We start from the raw sequence: 19,825 nt of genomic DNA, 5'->3' as shown, positions 1-19,825 counted from the left end.
CGGCGGATTAGTCCGGCCCGCCATTCGATGCCCGTTAAATGCTTCACGTCTGTATCGGATGGATTGCGCCAAAACAGCGCTTCGGTTTCCAGATCGGTGCGATCTGGAAACATCTGCATACAAATGAAATTGAAAGAATTCGCCGGCCTTGGCGGCCGGCCTATTCCCGGCTGCGCCTGGCCGCGTGGCCCTCGCGAGAACGCCGGCGCGGGGCGGCATCGCCGGCGATGCCATCCTCGCTCACCGTCTTGCGCGGCGGCAATTTCACCGCCGCCGACAGTTTCGGGAACGGATCGACCTTGTTCGGCAGCGCCATGGCGTAGACGAAATGCTCCTGGAATTTCGGCTCCAGCGCGGTTTCGATCTTCTCGATGTGGCTGACCGTGTCCTCGATCTCGCGGCGATAGCCGCGGTTGAGCAGCGCCATGCGCGCGCCCGCGCCGGCCGCGTTGCCAACGGCCGAGACCTTGTCGAGGTCGCAATCCGGGATCAGGCCAAGCACCATGGCGTATTTCGGATCGATGAAGGAGCCGAAGGCGCCGGCGAAATGGATGCGGTCTACATGCTCGGTGTTCTGCTTTTCCATCAAAAGCTTGGTGCCGGCATAGAGCGCTGCCTTGGCAAGCTGGATTGCGCGCACGTCGGTCTGGGTGATGGTGATCTTGGGTTCACCTTCCTTCAGCACATAGGAGAAGGTGCGGCCATTGGCGGTGACGCGCGGCGAGCGGGCGGCAAGGGAGCCATCGACGACGCCATCCTCGGAGATGATTCCGGCGAGGTACATTTCGGCGACGATCTCGATGATGCCGGAGCCGCAGATGCCGGTGACGCCGGTGGCCTGCACACTGTCGAGGAAGCCCGGTTCGTCGGACCACAGTTCTGAGCCGATGACGCGGTATTTCGGCTCCAACGTGTCCGGGTCGATGCGCACGCGCTCGATGGCACCTGGGGCGGCGCGCTGGCCGCCGGAGATTTCGGCGCCCTCGAAGGCCGGGCCGGTCGGAGAGGAGGCAGCGACGACTCGCGTGCGATTGCCGAGCACGATCTCGGCATTGGTGCCGACGTCGACGATCAGCATCATCTCGTCCTGGCGGTGCGGGCCTTCCGACAGGGTGACGGCAGCGGCATCGGCACCGACATGGCCGGCAATGCAAGGCAGCATGTAGAGGCGCGCGCCCTGGTTGAGCTTCAGGCCGATATCGGAGGCCTTGATGCGCACCGCGCCCGAGACGGCGAGCGCGAAGGGGGCGCCGCCGAGCTCGGTCGGATCGATGCCGAGGAACAGATGGTGCATGATCGGATTGCCGACAAAGACGGAATCCAGGATGTCGTTGCGCTGGACGTTGCCTTCGGCGCAGACCTTGTCGACGAGGCCGGAGATCGCCTCGCGCACGGCGACCGTCATGCCCTCGCGGCCGTCCGGGTTCATCATCACATAGGAGACGCGGCTCATCAGATCCTCGCCGAAGCGGATCTGCGGGTTCGAGGTGCCGGACGAGGCGGCGACGCGGCCCGACAGCAGCGACACCAGATGCATGGCGATGGTGGTCGAGCCAATGTCGCAGGCCAGTCCATAGGCCTCGTTCTTGAGGCCAGGCCACAGTGCGATGACGCGGGCGATGTCGCTTTCGGCATCCTTGTGGATGGCGGCGGTGGCGGTCCAGTTGCCCTTGCGCAGTATGCCTTGCACCTGCGGCATCAGATAGAAATCGAATTCGAGGTTTTTAAAGCCCCAATCCTTCATCAAGGCGATCTTCAGGCGGTCGAGATCGCCGAGCGGCTTGTGCATGTCGGGCTCTTCGATCTCGACATAGCACATGCGGATCGCGGCATCGCGGGCGATGACGCGGGTGTCGGCATCCTTGCGGATGGTCTGCGCGTTGATGACCGTGTCCTGCGGCACATCGATGACGAGGTCGCCGAGGATCTGCGCCGAGCAGGACAGGCGGCGTCGTTCGGGCAGGCCACGCACGCGCTCATAGCGCTCTTCCTTGGCGCCCTTCTGCGAAATGTGGTCGTTGGACGAGACGATCTTGTGCTTGGCGAAATTGCCTTCCTGCACCTCGATCTGGCAGCGTCCGCAGGTGGCGCGGCCGCCGCAGACGCTTTCGACATAGACGCCAAGCTGGCGCGCGGCATCGAGCACCGATGTGCCAACGGGAAACCGCCCGCGCTTGCCTGACGGCATGAACAGCACGAGCGGATCGGTAATGTTTGCAGGCGAGTTCACGATTGCGCGCTTATCCTCGACCCATCCGGGCTTCGCGACCGCCACGACGGCGGCCACCATTGGCAGCAGCGTCGCCCGGCGCGTTGACAGCCGTGGGCGCAGCTACCGCCTGGCCACCTTCGGCCGGCTTGTAGTCCTTGTAGGTCCTGATCCAGTTGGTGCAGTTCTCGTCAGTGCCGTTCAGCACATTGGCGCCGCGCACGGCTTCCATTTCCTGCGGGCGCACCGGGTTCATGATGGCCGATGTCATGCCAGCGCCGATCACCATCGGGATGAAAGCGGCGTTGATGCCGTGGCGGTGCGGCAGGCCAAACGAGATGTTGGAGAGGCCGCACGTGGTGTTGACCTTGAGCTCTTCGCGCAGGCGGCGCAGCAGCGCAAACACCTGGCGGCCGGCGTCGCCCAGCGCGCCGATCGGCATCACCAGCGGGTCGACGACGACGTCATGCGCCGGGATGCCGAAATCGGCGCAGCGCTCGACGATCTTCTTGGCGACGGCAAAGCGCACGTCCGGATCCATCGAAATGCCGGTCTCGTCATTGGAGATGGCCACGACCGGGACGTTGTACTTCTTGACCAGCGGCAGGATGGCTTCGAGCTTTTCTTCCTCGCCGGTGACGGAGTTGACCAGCGGGCGGCCCTTGGCGACCTTGAGGGCGGCCTCGATGGCAGCGGTGACCGAGGAGTCGATCGACAGCGGCAGATCGACCAGGCCCTGCACGATCTCCAGCGTCTGCACCAGAAGGCCCGGTTCAGTCTCATTGGGATTGACCGAGGTGACGCCGGCATTGACGTCGAGCATGGTGGCGCCGCAGGCGGCCTGTTCCAGCGCGTCCTTGATGACGGTCTCGAAATTGCCGGCGATCATCTCGGCGGCCAGCTTCTTGCGGCCGGTTGGGTTGATGCGCTCACCAATCACGCAAAAGGGCTGGTCGAAGCCGATGATGATCTCGCGTGTCGCCGAGGCGACGATGGTCCGGGTCATGAAGTCTCTCCGCCTGATATAAAGTGCTTCTTTATATCGTGTCTGGTTTCGTTCCAGGTCTGGTGCTCGGCCGGGCTTAGTGCGCGGTCTTTACCATGTCCACCTGTGTTTCGGTAATCTCGTCATGCAATATGCGGTCGAGCCGGTCGGCGACCATCTGGTCGTCGTGGCGGATCTCACGTTTCCAAGGCTGGCGGCCCTTCAGCACGCCTGATTCATCGACGATCTCGGCGACATATTCCTCCTGGCGGTAGGCCATCACATGGATACCGGAGACGCCTGGGATTTCCTTCACCTCGTTGATGATGTCGGTGCAGAGCTGCTTGCCTTCCTTCTTCTGGTCCTGCGCGCCTTCCAGCCGCTTGATGATCGCGTCCGGAATATGGATGCCGGGCACGTTGGAGCGGATCCATTTGGCCGTCTTGGCCGAGGCCAGCGGGCCGACGCCGCACAGGATGAACACCTTTTCGGTATGGCCGAGATCGCGCGCCTTCTGCATGAAGGTTCTGAACATCGGCACGTCGAAGCAGTACTGCGTCTGCACGAACTGCGCGCCGGCGGCGATCTTCTTGCCGAGATGGATCGGGCGGAAATCGAAAGGCGGCGCGAACGGATTGACGGCGGCGCCCAGGAAAATTTGCGGCGGCGTCGTCAGCTTTCGGCCGGACAGGAACTTGCCGTTGTCGCGCATGATGCGGCAGGTCTCGAGCAGCGACATGGAATCGAGGTCGAACACCGGCTTGGCGCCGGGCTGGTCGCCGGCCTGCACGCCGTCGCCAGTGAGGCACAGCATATTGGCGACGCCCATCGCAGCACCGCCCAGAACGTCGCCCTGGATGGCGATGCGGTTCCTGTCGCGGCAGGCGATCTGCATGATCGGGGCGTAGCCCATGCGGGTAAGCAGCGCGCAGATGCCGACCGACGACATGTGGCAGTTGGCGCCGGAGGCATCGACGGCATTGATGGCGTCGACCCAGCCGTCGAAGATTTTCGCCCTGTTATAGACGTCTTCCGGATCGGCGCTGTCGGGCGGGTTGAGCTCGGTGGTCACGGCGAACTCGCCACGTCGCAACACGCGCTCCAGCCGGCCGCGAGAGGAGTGACCGGGCAGGGGGTCGAGCGGCAGATGGATGCCGGCCGGGTTCTCGTCGCGCTGGCGGGCGATCATGCGGCGGCTCCGGGTTTGGCATTGGCCGCGGCTTCGCGGGCTGCTGCCGACTGCGCGGTCACCCGCAGCCAGGCCGATGTTTCGCGCAGCGACTGGTCAACCGGCTTCTGCACGGTCAGGATCTTGTCGCCATGCTTCATGTTCTGCGAGCCTTCCCAGGCCTTGACCCAGACGCACGGCATATCGGGCTCGACCTCGCAATTGCCGTTGGCGCGCACGCCGCCGCAAGGGCCGTTGCGCAGCTGCTTGGGGCAATTCATCGGGCACGACATGCCGGTCGACGACAGGATGCACTGGCCGCACATGCGGCAGTCGAACATGAAGCCTTTGACGCGCTTCTCGACGAACTTGACCGGGGCTTCGACGCGCCCGTAGCCAAGGCCTTTCCACAAAGGGTGGAGAAGCAGGAACATGTCGGCGAATCTGGAGTAGAACCATTCGAGCAGGCGCGAATGGCGTATCGACCATAGCCTGACTGCAAACGAGCGCTGGACGCGCCGCTGCGGCGACACATCGGCCGGCTTGTAGTCGGATTTCGGCGCTGCCTTCTTGACCAGGGTGGCCTGGGTAACCGCCGGTTGCGTCTCAGACATGTTCTTTCCCGCCCGCCTTGACCAGAGCGACCAGCCGCTCGCGGTCGTATTTTGCGTCGATGTCGCTGAAAGCCTTCTCGACCTCGGCCTCGAGATCGTCGCCGACCGGAACCGGTTCGGCCTTGCGCCATTCGGCGAGATAGTCGTCGGTGCCACCGGCGCCGGTGCGCATCGCGCACATGTCGATCGCCTCGGTGAAACGCAGCGGCAGTTCGCGCTTGGCGTTCTGCCGGCCTTTCTTGACGATGACCTGGGCTGGGATGTCGCGCCAGTAGACGACGATCAGATCGGCCATGAATTCTCACTCCCTGCCGAGCGCAGTGCGTCCGCTTGGACGCATGAAGGACGCTCGGCCACTCTATTCAGCAGGAGCGAGCATTGCCGGATGCGCAGTGGGGCTGCTTGTTATGGGACGACGCGCGCGCATTCAAAAGCGACGCTATTGGGAGTCGCAAAAAGAAAGGCGAGATTCGCGGGCGAAACCCGGCTACCAGACCCGCTTGGTGAGACCGGTCCAGAGATAGAACCAGATCGTCGGGTGGTACCATTGTTTCGACGGCAGGCCGGGGTCGATCGTGACAAGCTTGCCGGCTAGCGCATCGCGGACCGCCTCGACGCAGATGTCGCGTGAGAAGGCCGCCTGGCGCAACGCATAGCTCGAAATGGTGTCGCCGGGCTCAGGTTTGCCGCGCGCCTGTTTCAGCACGCCGCCGGTGTCGACGCCAGCATCGACCAGATGAACGGTGGTGCCGAAATTTTGCAGGTCGCCAGAAGCCAGCGCCCAGTAGCCGCCATTCATGCCGCGGTATTTCGGCGCGATGCCGGCGTGATAGTTGAGCACCGGGCAAGGCATTTTCGCCAGTGTCTGCCGGGATAAGAGCCGACAGCCGGCGAGCAGCACCACGCCCGGCCGGATATCGGTGATCGCCTGCAGGCAATCCGGCGCGTTGGCCGAAGAGACGTGGATAATCTTTTGTCCCGGCTTCGGCTCGGTCTCAAGTTTCTGTTCGGTAATCAGCCGCGCCGCATGGCCGGCGAAGAAGCGCTTGCCGAGCCTGGTCAGCACCATCGTGCCGAGCTGGCCCATGGCTAGAAGCCAGCCCTGGCGGCGAGCGCGGCCGAGCAGCAATTGCTTTTTGGATTCAGGGCTTTCGAGGATGACGCTGACAGGGCCGAGCCGGTCGGCGATGGCGTTGACGATGGCCCAGATGTGTGGACCGCCTTCGGTGACAACGACGATCGCAGTGCTTTTCCCAATCGCTGCAGCCATGGCGCGCCTTCTTGCCGGCGCGCAACCGTCTTCCCGTGCGCTACCTGGCTCAATTCTGTGCCGGGCAGGGTTAAATCTTGATGACCGCGCCAGCCGCCCCGACGGCGAAAAGCTCGTGGATCAGCGCTTCAATTCCATGATGTCGAGATGCGATTCGTAGTAGGGCGCCGGGAATTCGATGCGCCACTCATTGGTGCTGTTGCGGAAGGCGTAGCCGACCTGGTCGCTTTCCGGGCCGCTGCCATAGCGCTTCGGCTTGTTGTCATTGACATAGCCGGAACCGAGATAGATGGAACGCTTTTCGCCATCATCGAAGAAACGGCCGGTGGTGCGCTGCGAGCCGCTGATCTTTTCCAGCCGCCAGCCGGAGCCGTCATCCGTGACCTTGCACTTGAACCAGCCATAGATGACCAGCGGGCTGATGCCGCCGACCTTGATGGTGCGGCATTGCCAGTTGCCGGTCAGATCCTTGTCGGAAAAGGCGACCAGCGGCTTCGCCAGCAACGCGTCGAGCTGGCTGACTTCTGCGGGGTCACCCGCTTTCGCCTCGGCTAGGGCCGCCTTGCGGGTCTCGCCATATTTGTCGAGGCGCACCTTGTCGGCCGGCGTGATGATCTTCTGCACCTCGCCGTCGGCATGAGCGGGCAGAGAGAGGCAGAGGAGGCCAAGGGCGGCGAACAGGAGGCGAGGGGTCATCCGGACGTTTCCGTGTTCTGATGGCTGAATCAGCCCATTGCTTGGGCGCACAACTTACCCGTTCGCGGCGGTCTGTCATCCATATTTGACAGCATCGCGGGTCAAGAATCGCTTCAGGCGTGTGCTGCTGCCCGCGCGAGCTCGCCTGTCAGATCGCCATAGCCAGTCGAGCGGCGCTCATAGGCGAGACCGAGCAGGGCTGCGGCCTTCTCGGCAACCTTGTCGAGCTCCGGGTCGTCGGTCTGGGCGATGTAGACCAGCTTCTCGTAGTTGCCGAAATAGTCCTTGATCAGCTCGGGATGCTTGTCGAGGCCAAGCGGCTTCATGAAGAAGGCATCGAACTGGCGGCAGAGGAAATCGGTCATGTAGAACGACATCATGTCGTCGTCGGCGACCTTCGCATAGGCCTTCATGCCCTGGTAGAAGGCAAAGCAGTGCGGGCCGGCCATGCGCTCGACGCCGTGCTTCTCCAGCACGCGGTCGAGCAGGCCGCCGGTGCCGCAATCGGCATAGCCGACGAAGATGTTGCTGTAGCCGTCCGCCTTGGCCTTTTCGATCGCCTTGTCCATGGCCGGCGCGATGCGGTCGGGGTAGAAATGGAACTCCGCCGGCAGGCAGGTCAGGTCGAGATGGTCGAGCTTGAGCTGCTCCTTGACGGCCAAAACTTCGCGCGCAATCATTCCGCAGGCGATGACCAGCAGCCTGTCGTCTTGATTCGGATTCGTTTTTTGTTTCCTGACCATGGAACCCGGTCGAAGCGGCCTTCGTTGCTGTGGGGCGAATCTATCGAGAGAGGGATAAACCGTCCATGAAACTGTTACGCGTTGCGCCGATCGCAATCCTTGCTTGCGTCCTGGCTCTTACAGCCTGCGCCAACACCGTCCGCGGCGTCGGCCGGGATATCAAATCGACCGCGAAAGCCGTCGACGACACCGTCACCAAACCCTGACGCCGCCATCCGTTCCAATAGCTGGGAACAAAAAAGCCGCGCTGCAAGGCGCGGCTTTCGATTGTTGGCCAGACGCCTTGCTGAAAAGATCAGGCTGAAGCGCGCACGTTGTGCTTGCGCTTCATAAAGTCCTTGGCGGTCTCGACCGCCACCGCCGCGTCGCGGCAATAGGCGTCGGCGCCAACCGCCTTGCCGAATTCCTCGTTGAGAGGCGCACCGCCGACCAGCACGACATAGTCGTCGCGGATGCCCTTTTCCTTCATCGTGTCGATGACGACCTTCATGTAGGGCATGGTGGTGGTCAAAAGCGCCGACATGCCGATGATGTCAGGCTGGTGCTGCTCAATGGCGTCGAGGTATTTTTCGACCGCATTGTTGATGCCGAGATCGATGACGTCGAAGCCGGCGCCTTCCATCATCATGCCGACGAGGTTCTTGCCGATGTCGTGAATGTCGCCCTTGACGGTGCCGATCACCATCTTGCCCTGCTTGGGCGCGCCGGTGGCGGCGAGCAGCGGGCGCAGGATGAACATGCCGGCCTTCATGGCATTGGCCGACAGCAGCACTTCCGGAACGAACAGGATGCCGTCGCGAAAGTCCTCGCCGACGATGCGCATGCCTTCGACCAGCGCCTCGGTCAGCACCTTGTAGGGTACCCAGCCGCGCTCGAGCAGGATGTTGGTGCCTTCCTCGATCTCTTCCTTCAGCCCGTCATAGAGATCGTCGTGCATCTGCTGCACCAACTCGTCGTCGGAAAGCTCGGAGAGGATGATCTCGTCGTCGGACATTTTTCTCAGGCTCCTTGCCGCGCGGGATGAGATCGCGGCGGCTCAAATTTATCGCGTCAATACCTAACCCGGCGGGGGCGTGTATCCATAGCTGATTTGCGACTTCCCGCAAAAGGAAAGCGACCGCAAAATCTATTGGAATTCTTGTCGATTTTGCGACAGGCGTTGGCGCTGGCGGGCCGTTTCCAATAGGGTGCATGGCTACGATCCGGGCGAGAAGCCGCGATATGCGGTCGCAAACGGTTTTTTAGGGAAAACGATCATGAGTGAGAACGCGTCAGTCGACCAGGAAGCGTCCAATGCGCGACGCGGGCGTGCGGCCAGCGGCGGCGCGGCGGCAAGGCGCGCGGCGCGCTCGGGCGGCGGACCGGGCACGCAGCTCACCTACATCAAGCGCAAGATCAACATCTATGAGGTCCTCAACGAGGAAGGCCTGGCGATCATCGAAAACAACACCGACACGGTGCTGGAAGAGATCGGCATCATCTTCCGCGACGACGCCGAGGCGCTGCAGCTGTGGAAAGAGGCCGGCGCGGACGTCAAGGGCGAGCGCGTGCATTTTCCCAAAGGGCTGTGCCGTTCGCTGCTGAAGACCGCGCCGCCCATCTACACCCAGCATGCGCGCAATTCCGAACGTTCGGTGCAGATCGGCGGTAACGCCACCGTTTTCGCGCCGGTCTATGGCCCGCCCTTCGTGCGCGATCTCGACGGTGTCAGGCGCTATGCGACGATCGAGGATTTCCAGAATTTCGTGAAGCTCGCCTATATGGCGCCGTCCATCCACCATTCAGGCGGCACGGTGTGCGAGCCGGTTGACGTGCCGGTCAACAAGCGCCATCTCGACATGGTCTATTCGCACATAAAGTATTCGGACAAGCCGTTCATGGGTTCGGTCACGGCGCCGGAGCGGGCCGAAGACACCGTCGCCATGGCCAAGATCGTGTTTGGCGACGATTTCGTCGAAAACAACACCGTGCTGACCAGCCTGATCAACGCCAACTCGCCGATGGTGTTCGACGAAACCATGCTCGGCGCGCTGAAAGTCTATTCGCGCCACAACCAGGCCTGCATCGTCACGCCGTTCATCCTTGCCGGCGCGATGAGCCCGGTGACGGTCGCCGGCACGCTGACGCAGGTTCTGGCCGAAGTGCTGGCCGGCGCCTCGTTCACGCAGCTGATCCGGCCCGGTGCGCCGGTGCTGTTCGGCACCTTCGCCTCGTCGATCTCGATGCAGTCGGGCGCGCCGACCTTCGGCACGCCGGAGCCGTCGCTGGTCTCCTATGGTGCGGCACAGCTCGCCCGCCGGCTCGGCCTGCCGTTCCGCACCGGCGGCTCGCTCTGCGCCTCCAAGGTTCCGGACGCGCAAGCCGCCTATGAAAGCGCCAACACGCTGAACTCGACCATTCTGGCCGGCACCAATTTCGTGCTGCATTCGGCCGGCTGGCTCGAAGGTGGACTGGCGTCCTGCTACGAGAAATTCATGATGGATATCGACCAGCTCGGCATGCAGCAGAAGTTCGCCGAAGGTGTCGACCTGTCGGAAAACGGCCAGGCGATGGACGCCATCCGCCAGGTCGGGCCGGGCAGCCACTATCTCGGCTGCGACCACACGCAGGCGAATTTCCAGACCGCCTTCTACCGCTCCAGCATCGCCGACAACAATTCCTACGAGCAGTGGCTGGCCGAGGGCGAGAAGACCGCACCGCAGCGCGCCAACGATCTCGCTCGCCGCTGGCTGGAAAGCTACGAGGCGCCGTATCTCGATCCGGGCATCGACGACGGGTTGAAGGACTACATCGCGACGAAGAAGGCGTCGATGGCTGACGCCTTCACTTGAAAGGAGCCCGAGTCAGGCGGGGCTAAAGTCGCCAACATCATCCACAAGGAAGTCTGGCGGAGCGCTTTCTCCGACCCGGACCAGAAGGGATGATTGCGCGCGGCACCGCTGACGAGATAGCGGCCGCGCTTTCCGCCAACGGCCTCATTCTTCGCGGCGGGTTCAACTTCGCGGCAGGCGAGGAGGTTCCCCTTGCCGTTTCAGGCGCAGCCGCCAAGTCAACCCTTCTGGTCGGACAGGCGGGTGCGGCACCCTGGTTGCATTTCCAGCGCTGGCGCGAACGGCAACCGGAGGTCATCGCCAACCCGCTCGACACATGGTCGCGCGAGGTGATCGGCGCGGTTGCGGAAAAATTTGGCGCGCGCGCGGTTTCGCCATCCGACAAGCCGTATTTGCCGTTCCAGCAATGGGCGATGCGGGCCGAAGGGCTGAAACCGTCGCCGCTCGGTATTCTCATGCATCCGAAATACGGGCTCTGGCACGCCTATCGCGGCGCGCTGCTGTTCGAGGATGCGATCGCGCTTCCGGAACCTCGCGAGGTGATTCACCTTTGCGACGCATGTGTCGAAAAACCTTGCCTGAAATCCTGTCCGGTGGATGCCTATTCCGTGGACGGCTTCGCCTATGAGGCGTGCCTGGCGCATGTGCGGGGAGCGAATGGCGAACCGTGTCGGGGCGGTGGCTGCCTCGACCGCAACGCTTGTCCGTATGGCACGGCCTATCGCTATCCCCCTGAGGTTCAGGCCTTTCACATGGCGAGCTTTGCCGGCCTCTAGCGGGGTGTTAAACGCCCGCACAGAATGTTGAACGCAATTGTCAGGGAACAGCTTGCCCTGACAATGCCTGCGGATATGTATCGCACGACAGTCAACGGAGCGGGCCATGGCGAAGCAGGACATTGAGATAAAGACCGAGGACGGCGTTGCGACAGCGGGGTTGTTCCGTCCGGCGGCCGCTTCCCCGGCCAAGGCCGGCATCATTCTCTACATGGACGCTTTCGGCCCGCGGCCGGCGCTCGACGCAATGGCGGAGCGGCTTGCAGGCGAGGGCTACGCGGTGCTGGTGCCGGATCTTTTCTATCGCAAGGCACCCTACGGGCCGTTCGAGCCCAAGACCGCTTTCGTCGTGGAGGAGACCAAGGTCGCGCTGACGGCGTTGGTCCATGGCACGACACAGGACATGACCATCCGCGACAGCGGGGCGTTTCTCGACACGCTCTCTGCTGAAGGTGTCACCGGACAGGTCGGCACCGTCGGTTACTGCATGGGCGGGGCGCGGGCCTTGAATGCCGCTGCAACCTATCCCGACCGGATAAAGGCCGCCGCCAGCTTCCACGGTGGCAATCTGGCAAGCGATGCCGCCGACAGTCCGCACCGCAAGGCTGCCTCGATCAAGGCGCGCGTCTATGTCGGAACATCGGGAGTCGATCGCAGCTTTCCGCCGGAGCAATCAGCGCGGCTGGCCGAGGCGCTGCGCGTGGCGGAAGTCGACCATGCCATCGAAAACTACGCCGGCATGGCGCATGGCTGGTGCGTTTCGGACCACAGCGTCTTCAACGCCACCGGCGCCGAACGTCACTGGAAGCGATTGACGACACTGTTCGCCGAGACGCTGATCTAACGAGGCGTTGCCTGCAGTCGCAACGAACGGGTAGAGACTGCACGATTGGCGCGGCCTGCCAACGCCACCAGTCGAGCGGGAACGAACAGCCTGATGCAATCCTATGATGTCGTGGTGATCGGCGCGGGTGCGGCCGGAATGATGTGCGCCATCGAGGCGGGCAAGCGCGGTCGCTCGGTTCTGGTGCTCGATCACGCGGCAAAGCCCGGCGAAAAGATCCGCATCTCGGGCGGTGGCCGCTGCAATTTCACCAACATCCATACCAGCCCGAAGAATTTTCTCTCCGGCAATCCGCATTTCTGCATCTCGGCGCTGAGCCGCTACACGCAGCGCGATTTCATCGCGCTCGTCGAACGCCATGGCATCGCCCATCACGAGAAGACGCTTGGACAGCTGTTTTGCGATGGCTCGGCGCAGCAGATCATCGGCATGCTGGTCGCGGAGATGCGGGACCGGGGCGTGGAATTGGCATTGTCGACCGAGGTCCGGGATGTCACCAAGACCGTGGAAGGGTTTGTGCTTTCGCTCACCAGTGGAACGGTCGCCTGCCAATCGCTGGTCGTTGCTTGCGGCGGCAAGTCGATCCCCAAGATGGGCGCGACGGGTTTCGGCTACGAGCTTGCGGCGCAATTCAGCCTGGCGGTGGTGGAAACCCGCCCGGCTCTGGTGCCGCTGACCTTCGACGCCAGGACGCTCGAGCGGCTGGCGCCTTTGGCCGGCAACGCCGTCGACGCTGACGTCTCTTGCGGCAGGAAGCGGTTTTCGGAGGCGATGCTGTTTACCCATCGCGGCCTGAGCGGGCCGTCCATCCTGCAAATATCGTCCTATTGGCGTGAGGGTGACGAGATCCGTATCGCCATGCTGCCGGGGAGGGATGTGGCCGAGCTGCTGCGCACTGCCCGGCGCGTCAACGGCAGGCAAGCGGTGCAGACGGTGCTGGCCAATCATCTGCCGAAGCGCCTTGCGCAAGCGGTTGCCGAGCGCAGCGGGATCGATGGCAATCTCGCTGATCTGACAGACCTGCAGATGAAAACCGTCGGGGCCGCCGTCAATGACTGGCGTATCAAGCCGGCCGGCTCCGAGGGCTATCGCACCGCCGAAGTGACGCTTGGCGGCGTCGACACCAACGGGCTCGACCAGAAGACGATGCAGGCGAAATCCGTGCCGGGACTGTTTTTCATCGGCGAAGTCGTCGATGTCACGGGCTGGCTTGGCGGCTACAATTTCCAGTGGGCGTGGTCGTCCGGTTGGGTGGCGGGACAAGCCGTCTAGTTTCAAAAAGCGCCTGCCTGAAAAAAATCTTTCCATAACCCCAAGGATTGGCCATTAGCCTTCGTCCTACAGGCAAATGATGGCGATGATGCTGGATGAGAGCGAAGCCTCCGACGCCGAGTTGATCGGGCGGGCGAAGGGCGGAGACAGGGGTGCCTTCGGCAAATTGCTGGAGCGGCACTACGACTTCGTCTATCGCGCCGCCTATCGCTGGTGCGGAAAAAAGGCCGATGCCGAAGACATTGCCCAGGAAGTTTGCGTCCGGCTCGGCAAGGCCATTCGCGACTATCGCGGCGGCGGCGCGTTCACGACATGGCTTTATTCCGTGACGATGAATGCGGCGCGCGACATGATGCGCAAGACCACGCGCGAAAACGTCAAGACCGAGGCCTACGGCGCCTACAGCATGATATCGGGAGAGGCCTCGGCCGAGCCCGAAGATCCCGCTGAAGCGCTCTGGGCTGCGGTGCGGCAATTGCCGGACAAGCAGCGCGATGCCGTACTTCTGGTCTATGGCGAAGGTTTGAGCCATGCGGCCGCCGCCGAGGCGATGGCAATCTCGGAGACGACGGTTTCCTGGCACATCCATGAAGCGAAGAAACGGCTGAAGACGTTGATGCGTTCAGCCGGGGAAGTGTGACCATGGTCGACGACAACGAACTCAACAGGCTGCGCGACGCAGCAGTACCGGCGCCGGGCGAGAGCGCGAAGGCACGCGCCTTCGAAGCCGCCATGCGCGCCTATGATCAGGAAAATATTTCCGCCGTCACCCAAGGATCGGTTGGCGGGCTTCGTCTCACAGAGCGAGCACAAAAGCTCTGGAGCGAGATCATGCAAAAGAAACTCATCGCCACGCCGGCCATTGCCGGGCTCGTCGCCCTGCCGATCGCCGGATACGCCACCTTCCACATGCTGAGGGAACAGCCGTCGCCGTTCGGCGGCGACGAGAAGATCACCGAAACGCTGGCAGACAAGCCGGCAACCAATGCGCCGGCAAAAGACAAGCAGGCGCCCGAAGGCGACCTGAAGAAGGCCGATGCGGATGCCGAAGTGCGAAGCCGCGACGTCAACGACGCGCTTGTCGCGCCGACCGCGCCCCCGAAGACCGAGGCTGCGGCGAAGGTGAACGAAGCCGAGTACGGCACTTTGCAGACTAACCAGCAGGCGCCCGAGCCTGCGCCAAACACCGAGGCCGCGCCATCGGGTGGCCGAGTTATCATGCAAATGGTACCACCTGCGCCAGCGGCCGATGCCGCGCGCGCCAGCCGTGTCCAGGGGGCCGCCGAGTCCAAGCTGATGGCGCCGCAGCAGCCCTCAACGATGCCGGCCGACCAGATTGCACCGCAGGAGCCAAACCGCGACCGCGTCGAGGATTTCAAGACCAATCCGGTGCATGCGGCCCTTCAGGATCCGGTCTCGACCTTCTCGATCGACGTCGACACCGCTTCCTACTCCTTCGTGCGGGGCTCGCTGAAGCAGGGCTACCTCCCGCAGGCCGATACGGTGCGCGTCGAGGAGATGGTCAATTACTTCCCCTATGACTGGAAGGGTCCGGATTCGGCTTCGACGCCGTTTAATTCGACCGTCAGCGTGATGCCGACGCCGTGGAACGGGCACACCAAGCTGATGCACGTCGCCATCAAGGGTTTTGACATCAAGCCGGTCGAGCAGCCCAAGGCCAACCTGGTGTTCCTGATCGACGTCTCGGGTTCGATGGACGAGCCGGACAAGCTGCCGCTGCTCAAGTCGGCTTTCCGGCTGCTGGTCAGCAAGCTGAAGGCTGACGACACCATCTCGATCGTCACCTATGCCGGTGATGCCGGCACGGTGCTGATACCAACCAAGGTCACCGAGAAGGACAAGATCCTCAATGCGATCGACAATCTGTCGCCTGGCGGCTCGACGGCCGGCGAGGCGGGTATCAAGGAAGCCTACAAGCTTGCCCAGCAGTCCTTCGTCAAGGACGGCATCAACCGTGTGATGCTGGCCACAGACGGCGACTTCAATGTCGGCCAGACTGATGACGAGGACCTGAAGCGGTTGATCGAGCAGGAGCGCAAGACGGGCGTGTTCCTGTCGGTGTTCGGCTTCGGACGCGGCAATCTGAACGACCAGATGATGCAGACCATCGCCCAGAACGGCAACGGCACCGCCGCCTATATCGACACGTTGGCCGAGGCCGAGAAGGTCCTGGTCGAGGATGCCTCCTCGACGCTGTTCACCATCGCCAAGGACGTCAAAATCCAGGTCGAGTTCAATCCGAACAAGGTCTCGGAATACCGGCTGATCGGCTATGAAACCCGCGCCTTGAACCGCGAGGATTTCAACAATGATCGCGTCGATGCCGGCGATATCGGCTCGGGCCATTCGGTCACCGCGATCTATGAGATCACGCCGAAGGGCAGTGGTGGCGAACAGATCGATCCGCTGCGCTACGGCCAGGCCACGGTGAACAATGGTGGCGTCGCCAATGCTGACGAATATGCCTTCGTGAAGATCCGCTACAAGCTGCCGAACGAAGACGTCTCGAAGCTGATCACCACGCCGGTGACCTCGGCCAACGAGGTCGAGTCCTTCGACCAGGCCAGCACCGACCAGCGTTTCTCCGTCGCTGTCGCCGCCTTTGGCCAGAAGCTGCGCGACGAGGATGCGACCGCGAAGTTCGGCTACGACAAGATCATGGAGATTGCCACCGCCGCCCGAGGAGCCGACCCGTTTGGGTACAGGTCCGAGTTCCTTTCGCTTGTGCGCCTTGCCTCGGCGCTGGGCGGTAACCGGTAGTGGCAATACAGCCGGCTCCTTTCAGACGGGGGTCGTTCTGATACGGGGGAACCGGCTACGGGCGGGTGAGGCAGGCCGGCGAGGGATCTTTCCCTTGCCGGCCTTTTTTCGGGCCTGGTGGTATTTGGGTGAGCGCCTCGAACAAAGGGTGATGTGCCGGATCGTTAAATTGTGCGGCAATTCCGGAACCGGATCGCAATTTCCTCTTGTTACGACGAGCTAATACAGGGCTTTGGGGGCCGAATTGCAGATCAGATACATTGCGACTTCGATGCCGGCAGCAAGGGACGTTCAGTCGACCGCTTCGCAGGCGCCTTCGGCGGAATCTCGGCGCATCATGAATGATGTGGCCGCGGCCAGGACCACGGCGATGTCGGCGCTGAACAACGACCGCTTCCGCGTCATGCTGGAGCAGATCGGCAATCCGGAGTCATCGGGTGACTTGGTGACGACGATGAGCGGAAACGCCGACAGCACCGTCGTGGATTTCAAGACGGCGCTATCGCGTTACGCTGAAAACAGCGACTAACTCCTAAAGCGCGCCGGCGCGCTTTAGGCCCCTGTTTTATGCATGTCGTTCTCTCAAAACCGCAGACACTTTTGAGCGACATGCATTGGATATCAGGCACGGCTGCGACGGCGCTCGCGGCGGGCTTCGCTGGTCTCGGCGGTGTTTTCCGTCGCCACCTTGTTGCGCATCGGACCGATGCGCTCGACGATCGCGGCAACGGTCGGACGATCCGCCTTGGTGTGCGCGTCGAGTGCCTTGCGCATGGCGGCAAGGTGCTGGAACGAGGTGCCGCAGCAGCCGCCGACGATCTTGGCGCCGGCATCGACCGCCAGCCTGACATAGTCGGCCATCAGCTCCGGCGTGCCGGAATAATGGATCTCGGTGCCGCGGAACTCCGGAATGCCGCAATTGCCCTTGACGATCACCGTCGCCTCCGGCCTCGCATCGGTCATGTCGAGCAGCGAGGCCAGGATGTCGGAAGCGCCGACACCGCAATTGGCGCCGACACCGAGCGGGTTTTGCGACAGCCCGTCGACGACGCCATGGATATCCCTGGGCAGCAGCCCCATCATGGTGCGGCCGGCAGTGTCGAAGGAGCCGGTATAGGTGTAGGGCAGGCCGACGCGGATGGCGGCTTCGGCGGCGGCGCGGATTTCGTCCGGCGCCGACATGGTTTCGATCCAGGCGACTTCGGCGCCGCCTTCCTTCAGACCCTCGATCTGTTCGGCAAAGGCCTCGACCGCCTCGTCATAGGTCATGGCGCCAAGCGGCACCAGCAACTCGCCTGTTGGGCCGACCGAGCCGGCGACGATGACTTTTCTGCCGGCCTTGTCGGCGACAGCACGGGCGATCTCGGCGGCGCGCTTGTTCAGCGCATGCACGCGATCCTGCGCGTGGTGCAGCTTCAGCCGGTGGCGGGTGCCGCCGAACGAGTTGGTAAGAATGATGTCGGCGCCGGCATCGACGAAATTCTGGTGCAGGCTGGTGATGGTGTCAGGCGCTGTCTCGTTGAGCAGCTCGGGCGCTTCGCCGGCCTCCAGACCCATGGCGAACAGATTGGTGCCGGTGGCGCCGTCGGCGAGCAGCACACCCTTTTCGGCCAGCAATGCGTCGATGGGATTGGTTGCGGTCATCGGATCGGCTTTCAGATTTTCGAATGGAATAAGGATATAAAGAAGTCTTTATGTCCAGTCAATGTGTTTGCGGCCCGCGGTTGCCGCTCTGCGCGCCTTTCGATAGTCTCAGTTTGAATTTCGGCTAGTGGCGGAACGTTGCCATTGGTCTCGCAGATCGGAACGAGCAAGAGCGCCATTGCAGCCCTTCAAGGTGAGTGCGAGCTTTCTCTCATTCGGGCAGGCCTGCCTTGCGCAAGTTTTCGCGAAGATGTTCCAAGTCACTTGAATTCTTGTATGGCGCCATGTCCGAGGTCGTTCTCATCGTGATTGTGGCTCGTGGCTCCAGCTGCAAAACATGCTCAATTGCCTGCTGCGCTTCGTCTTCGCTCCCTAAAGCCGCGTAGCTCGCTGCCAGGTATAAGTGTTGGTATACGGTGTCGAGGGTTCGTAGACCTTCCAACGCCGCAATCGCTTCATGATATCTGCGAACGTCGTAGTAAATCTGGCCAATCTGTAGAATGTACCACTCGGGGTAGTGAGGGTTGAGACGCATGGCTTTTTGCGCCGTCTCAAGGCCTTCCTGTGCCCTCCCGCAATAGCTTAGGCAGGAACCAAAATCCAACAGCACGTCGGCATCATTTGGATTGAGCTCAAGGGCGCGTTGATACTCAATGATAGCGCGTTCGTATTGTCGGCAAAATAGGCAATGCCCTGCGAGGGCGTAATGCCCCCATGCCTCGGCGTCGTCGCGTTCGATCGCCAAATTGGCGTATTTCAGGCCATTTGCCAGTGAGGCCTCGGGATTCTCGCTCCAACCGTCGCTTGCGTCGATCAAGTGCGTCCAAGCGAGCTTCGCAAACGCTTTTCCGAACTTCGGATCGAGTTCACCCGCCCTCTCAAAGAGTTCGCGGGCTCGCAAGTTGTCCTCTTTTGTATAACGGTTGAGAGACTCCATGCCGCGCACGAAATAGTCCAGGGCCTCAAAGTTCCGTGTCCCCGCGACTTCCGGGCGCTCTTGCCACGCCTTTAACAGACGGCCTCCGTACGCTGTGGCTAAACTGCCAATTATTCTTTCGGTGACATCGTCCTGCACGGCAAAGATGTCATCGATGCCTCGGTCGTAGCGCTCTGCCCAAAGGTGCCGCCCAGTCTTGCCGTCAATGAGCTGGGCAGTAACCCGGACACGGTCCTTCGACCGCTGTACGCTGCCCTCTAGGATATAGCGGGCACCCAGCTCCCGGCTGGCATCCTGTATCTTCGTGGCTTTGCCCTTGTAAGCAAATGTCGAATTGCTCGCGATGACGAAAAGATCGCGAAACCGAGACAATCCGGTGATGACGTTTTCTGTAATACCATCCGCAAAGTAGTCTTGCTGACGGTCGTCGCTCATATTGACGAACGGCAGCAAAGCGATGGAGGGCTTATCAGCAAGCGAGGTCGGCGAAGTGTGGGTCGCTCCGGGACCGTCGAGACGCACCACATAAGCTCGCACAGGGCGCTCAATATTTTTAAGTGTCTGCTCACCGTTGTCGTCGAATTGCAGGTCAAGCCGGTTTCCGAGATGGTCTCGTACGGTGCCCGAAACCATGACACCTCCGATGGGAGCGATACCCTCGAGCCTTGCCGCCACGTTTACGCCGTCACCGAAGAGATCGTCATCCTCGACGATTACGTCGCCGAGGTTGATCCCAATGCGGAATTGTATCTTTCGGTCCTCGGACAAGTCTGCGTTGTGAACCGACATGGCACGCTGCATGGCAACGGCACAAGCCACGGCGTTCACGACACTTGGAAACTCGGCGAGGATGCCGTCGCCAGCCGTTTTGAAGATGCGGCCTTGGTGCTCGGCCATCTTTGGGTCGATAAGGTAGGCCCGTATCGTCGTCAGTTCGTCAAGTGTGCCGGCCTCGTCGCTGCCCATCAGGCGCGTATAACCCACCACGTCAGCGGCCAGGATTGCGGCAAGACGGCGTTGGACGCGTCCTTCGGTCATGTAGTGCATTGCTTTCA

The 19,825-nt window shown here is 62.2% G+C and carries 19 protein-coding genes; 8 read left to right on the top strand and 11 right to left on the bottom strand.

Going from position 1 to position 19,825, the window contains the following annotated elements; genetic code table 11:
- Nucleotides 1-160: 160 nt before the first annotated feature.
- The 8 genes from AC1DYC_RS09240 to AC1DYC_RS09205 form a co-directional block, all read right to left on the bottom strand.
- On the bottom strand, nt 161-2,290 hold the full coding sequence (locus AC1DYC_RS09240) for an ASKHA domain-containing protein (RefSeq protein WP_477405644.1): 2,130 nt from the start codon (nt 2,288-2,290) through the stop codon (nt 161-163).
- Nucleotides 2,241-3,215 (bottom strand): methyltetrahydrofolate cobalamin methyltransferase, encoded by a 975-nt coding sequence (locus AC1DYC_RS09235; RefSeq protein ID WP_477307418.1) that lies wholly within the window; start codon nt 3,213-3,215, stop codon nt 2,241-2,243. The genes AC1DYC_RS09240 and AC1DYC_RS09235 overlap by 50 nt, the downstream gene beginning before the upstream one ends.
- Before the next feature lie 76 nt (nt 3,216-3,291).
- On the bottom strand, nt 3,292-4,383 hold the full coding sequence (locus tag AC1DYC_RS09230) for a methylenetetrahydrofolate reductase (protein WP_477405642.1): 1,092 nt from the start codon (nt 4,381-4,383) through the stop codon (nt 3,292-3,294).
- The gene (locus AC1DYC_RS09225) at nt 4,380-4,976 is read right to left on the bottom strand and encodes a methylenetetrahydrofolate reductase C-terminal domain-containing protein (RefSeq protein ID WP_477405640.1); all 597 of its coding nucleotides are present in this window, start codon (nt 4,974-4,976) and stop codon (nt 4,380-4,382) included. Before AC1DYC_RS09225 ends, AC1DYC_RS09230 begins: the two co-directional genes overlap by 4 nt.
- Nucleotides 4,969-5,271: a virulence factor gene (locus AC1DYC_RS09220; protein ID WP_477405638.1), complete on the bottom strand. Its 303-nt coding sequence runs from the start codon at nt 5,269-5,271 to the stop codon at nt 4,969-4,971. The genes AC1DYC_RS09225 and AC1DYC_RS09220 overlap by 8 nt, the downstream gene beginning before the upstream one ends.
- A 192-nt stretch (nt 5,272-5,463) precedes the next feature.
- Nucleotides 5,464-6,246, bottom strand: coding sequence for a formyl transferase (locus AC1DYC_RS09215; RefSeq protein WP_477405636.1), 783 nt, complete (start codon nt 6,244-6,246; stop codon nt 5,464-5,466).
- 120 nt (nt 6,247-6,366) lie between these two features.
- Nucleotides 6,367-6,942 (bottom strand): DUF4893 domain-containing protein, encoded by a 576-nt coding sequence (locus AC1DYC_RS09210; protein WP_477405634.1) that lies wholly within the window; start codon nt 6,940-6,942, stop codon nt 6,367-6,369.
- Between the two features lie 113 nt (nt 6,943-7,055).
- A complete protein-coding gene (locus tag AC1DYC_RS09205; RefSeq protein ID WP_477405632.1) occupies nt 7,056-7,685 on the bottom strand; it encodes a DUF1638 domain-containing protein in 630 nt (209 codons plus the stop codon).
- Between the two features lie 65 nt (nt 7,686-7,750).
- On the opposite strand from AC1DYC_RS09205, the gene AC1DYC_RS09200 reads away from it, so the two are divergent.
- Nucleotides 7,751-7,891 (top strand): entericidin A/B family lipoprotein, encoded by a 141-nt coding sequence (locus AC1DYC_RS09200; RefSeq protein WP_023670401.1) that lies wholly within the window; start codon nt 7,751-7,753, stop codon nt 7,889-7,891.
- An 89-nt stretch (nt 7,892-7,980) separates the two neighbouring features.
- Here the strand turns inward: AC1DYC_RS09200 and AC1DYC_RS09195 are convergent, their stop codons facing one another.
- Nucleotides 7,981-8,679 (bottom strand): corrinoid protein, encoded by a 699-nt coding sequence (locus AC1DYC_RS09195; RefSeq protein ID WP_027029468.1) that lies wholly within the window; start codon nt 8,677-8,679, stop codon nt 7,981-7,983.
- A 262-nt stretch (nt 8,680-8,941) separates the two neighbouring features.
- Between AC1DYC_RS09195 and AC1DYC_RS09190 the strand changes: the two genes are divergently transcribed.
- From AC1DYC_RS09190 to AC1DYC_RS09160, 7 genes are all read left to right on the top strand, one after another.
- Nucleotides 8,942-10,516: a trimethylamine methyltransferase family protein gene (locus AC1DYC_RS09190; RefSeq protein WP_477405630.1), complete on the top strand. Its 1,575-nt coding sequence runs from the start codon at nt 8,942-8,944 to the stop codon at nt 10,514-10,516.
- An 89-nt stretch (nt 10,517-10,605) separates the two neighbouring features.
- On the top strand, nt 10,606-11,292 hold the full coding sequence (locus tag AC1DYC_RS09185) for a hypothetical protein (RefSeq protein WP_477307400.1): 687 nt from the start codon (nt 10,606-10,608) through the stop codon (nt 11,290-11,292).
- A 106-nt stretch (nt 11,293-11,398) separates the two neighbouring features.
- A complete protein-coding gene (locus AC1DYC_RS09180; protein WP_477405628.1) occupies nt 11,399-12,136 on the top strand; it encodes a dienelactone hydrolase family protein in 738 nt (245 codons plus the stop codon).
- 93 nt (nt 12,137-12,229) lie between these two features.
- Complete coding sequence (locus tag AC1DYC_RS09175) at nt 12,230-13,408, top strand: BaiN/RdsA family NAD(P)/FAD-dependent oxidoreductase (protein WP_477405626.1); 1,179 nt, start codon at nt 12,230-12,232, stop codon at nt 13,406-13,408.
- Nucleotides 13,409-13,487: 79 nt separating this feature from the next.
- Nucleotides 13,488-14,048, top strand: coding sequence for an RNA polymerase sigma factor (locus AC1DYC_RS09170; protein ID WP_477405624.1), 561 nt, complete (start codon nt 13,488-13,490; stop codon nt 14,046-14,048).
- A gap of 2 nt (nt 14,049-14,050) precedes the next feature.
- On the top strand, nt 14,051-16,189 hold the full coding sequence (locus tag AC1DYC_RS09165) for a vWA domain-containing protein (RefSeq protein ID WP_477405622.1): 2,139 nt from the start codon (nt 14,051-14,053) through the stop codon (nt 16,187-16,189).
- A 337-nt stretch (nt 16,190-16,526) separates the two neighbouring features.
- Nucleotides 16,527-16,718 (top strand): hypothetical protein, encoded by a 192-nt coding sequence (locus tag AC1DYC_RS09160; RefSeq protein ID WP_477405620.1) that lies wholly within the window; start codon nt 16,527-16,529, stop codon nt 16,716-16,718.
- 92 nt (nt 16,719-16,810) lie between these two features.
- Here the strand turns inward: AC1DYC_RS09160 and bmt are convergent, their stop codons facing one another.
- The gene (gene bmt / locus AC1DYC_RS09155) at nt 16,811-17,833 is read right to left on the bottom strand and encodes a betaine--homocysteine S-methyltransferase (RefSeq protein ID WP_477405618.1); all 1,023 of its coding nucleotides are present in this window, start codon (nt 17,831-17,833) and stop codon (nt 16,811-16,813) included.
- A 211-nt stretch (nt 17,834-18,044) separates the two neighbouring features.
- A complete protein-coding gene (locus AC1DYC_RS09150) occupies nt 18,045-19,808 on the bottom strand; it encodes an adenylate/guanylate cyclase domain-containing protein (RefSeq protein WP_477405616.1) in 1,764 nt (587 codons plus the stop codon).
- Between the last annotated feature and the right edge of the window lie 17 nt (nt 19,809-19,825).

This window comes from Mesorhizobium sp. P2_E7 (genome assembly GCF_056403855.1).
The sequence above is the reverse complement of the archived record's forward strand: the minus strand, read 5'-3'. Positions and strand labels throughout refer to the sequence as shown.

What these genes read in the sequence shown, in the direction of transcription:
- AC1DYC_RS09240 (WP_477405644.1), bottom strand. Translation starts at nt 2,290, where the DNA reads ATGGTGGCCGCCGTCGTGGCGGTCGCGAAGCCCGGATGGGTCGAGGAT.
- AC1DYC_RS09235 (WP_477307418.1), bottom strand. Translation starts at nt 3,215, where the DNA reads ATGACCCGGACCATCGTCGCCTCGGCGACACGCGAGATCATCATCGGC.
- AC1DYC_RS09230 (WP_477405642.1), bottom strand. Translation starts at nt 4,383, where the DNA reads ATGATCGCCCGCCAGCGCGACGAGAACCCGGCCGGCATCCATCTGCCG.
- AC1DYC_RS09225 (WP_477405640.1), bottom strand. Translation starts at nt 4,976, where the DNA reads ATGTCTGAGACGCAACCGGCGGTTACCCAGGCCACCCTGGTCAAGAAG.
- AC1DYC_RS09220 (WP_477405638.1), bottom strand. Translation starts at nt 5,271, where the DNA reads ATGGCCGATCTGATCGTCGTCTACTGGCGCGACATCCCAGCCCAGGTC.
- AC1DYC_RS09215 (WP_477405636.1), bottom strand. Translation starts at nt 6,246, where the DNA reads ATGGCTGCAGCGATTGGGAAAAGCACTGCGATCGTCGTTGTCACCGAA.
- AC1DYC_RS09210 (WP_477405634.1), bottom strand. Translation starts at nt 6,942, where the DNA reads ATGACCCCTCGCCTCCTGTTCGCCGCCCTTGGCCTCCTCTGCCTCTCT.
- AC1DYC_RS09205 (WP_477405632.1), bottom strand. Translation starts at nt 7,685, where the DNA reads ATGGTCAGGAAACAAAAAACGAATCCGAATCAAGACGACAGGCTGCTG.
- AC1DYC_RS09200 (WP_023670401.1), top strand. Translation starts at nt 7,751, where the DNA reads ATGAAACTGTTACGCGTTGCGCCGATCGCAATCCTTGCTTGCGTCCTG.
- AC1DYC_RS09195 (WP_027029468.1), bottom strand. Translation starts at nt 8,679, where the DNA reads ATGTCCGACGACGAGATCATCCTCTCCGAGCTTTCCGACGACGAGTTG.
- AC1DYC_RS09190 (WP_477405630.1), top strand. Translation starts at nt 8,942, where the DNA reads ATGAGTGAGAACGCGTCAGTCGACCAGGAAGCGTCCAATGCGCGACGC.
- AC1DYC_RS09185 (WP_477307400.1), top strand. Translation starts at nt 10,606, where the DNA reads ATGATTGCGCGCGGCACCGCTGACGAGATAGCGGCCGCGCTTTCCGCC.
- AC1DYC_RS09180 (WP_477405628.1), top strand. Translation starts at nt 11,399, where the DNA reads ATGGCGAAGCAGGACATTGAGATAAAGACCGAGGACGGCGTTGCGACA.
- AC1DYC_RS09175 (WP_477405626.1), top strand. Translation starts at nt 12,230, where the DNA reads ATGCAATCCTATGATGTCGTGGTGATCGGCGCGGGTGCGGCCGGAATG.
- AC1DYC_RS09170 (WP_477405624.1), top strand. Translation starts at nt 13,488, where the DNA reads ATGGCGATGATGCTGGATGAGAGCGAAGCCTCCGACGCCGAGTTGATC.
- AC1DYC_RS09165 (WP_477405622.1), top strand. Translation starts at nt 14,051, where the DNA reads ATGGTCGACGACAACGAACTCAACAGGCTGCGCGACGCAGCAGTACCG.
- AC1DYC_RS09160 (WP_477405620.1), top strand. Translation starts at nt 16,527, where the DNA reads ATGAATGATGTGGCCGCGGCCAGGACCACGGCGATGTCGGCGCTGAAC.
- bmt (WP_477405618.1), bottom strand. Translation starts at nt 17,833, where the DNA reads ATGACCGCAACCAATCCCATCGACGCATTGCTGGCCGAAAAGGGTGTG.
- AC1DYC_RS09150 (WP_477405616.1), bottom strand. Translation starts at nt 19,808, where the DNA reads ATGACCGAAGGACGCGTCCAACGCCGTCTTGCCGCAATCCTGGCCGCT.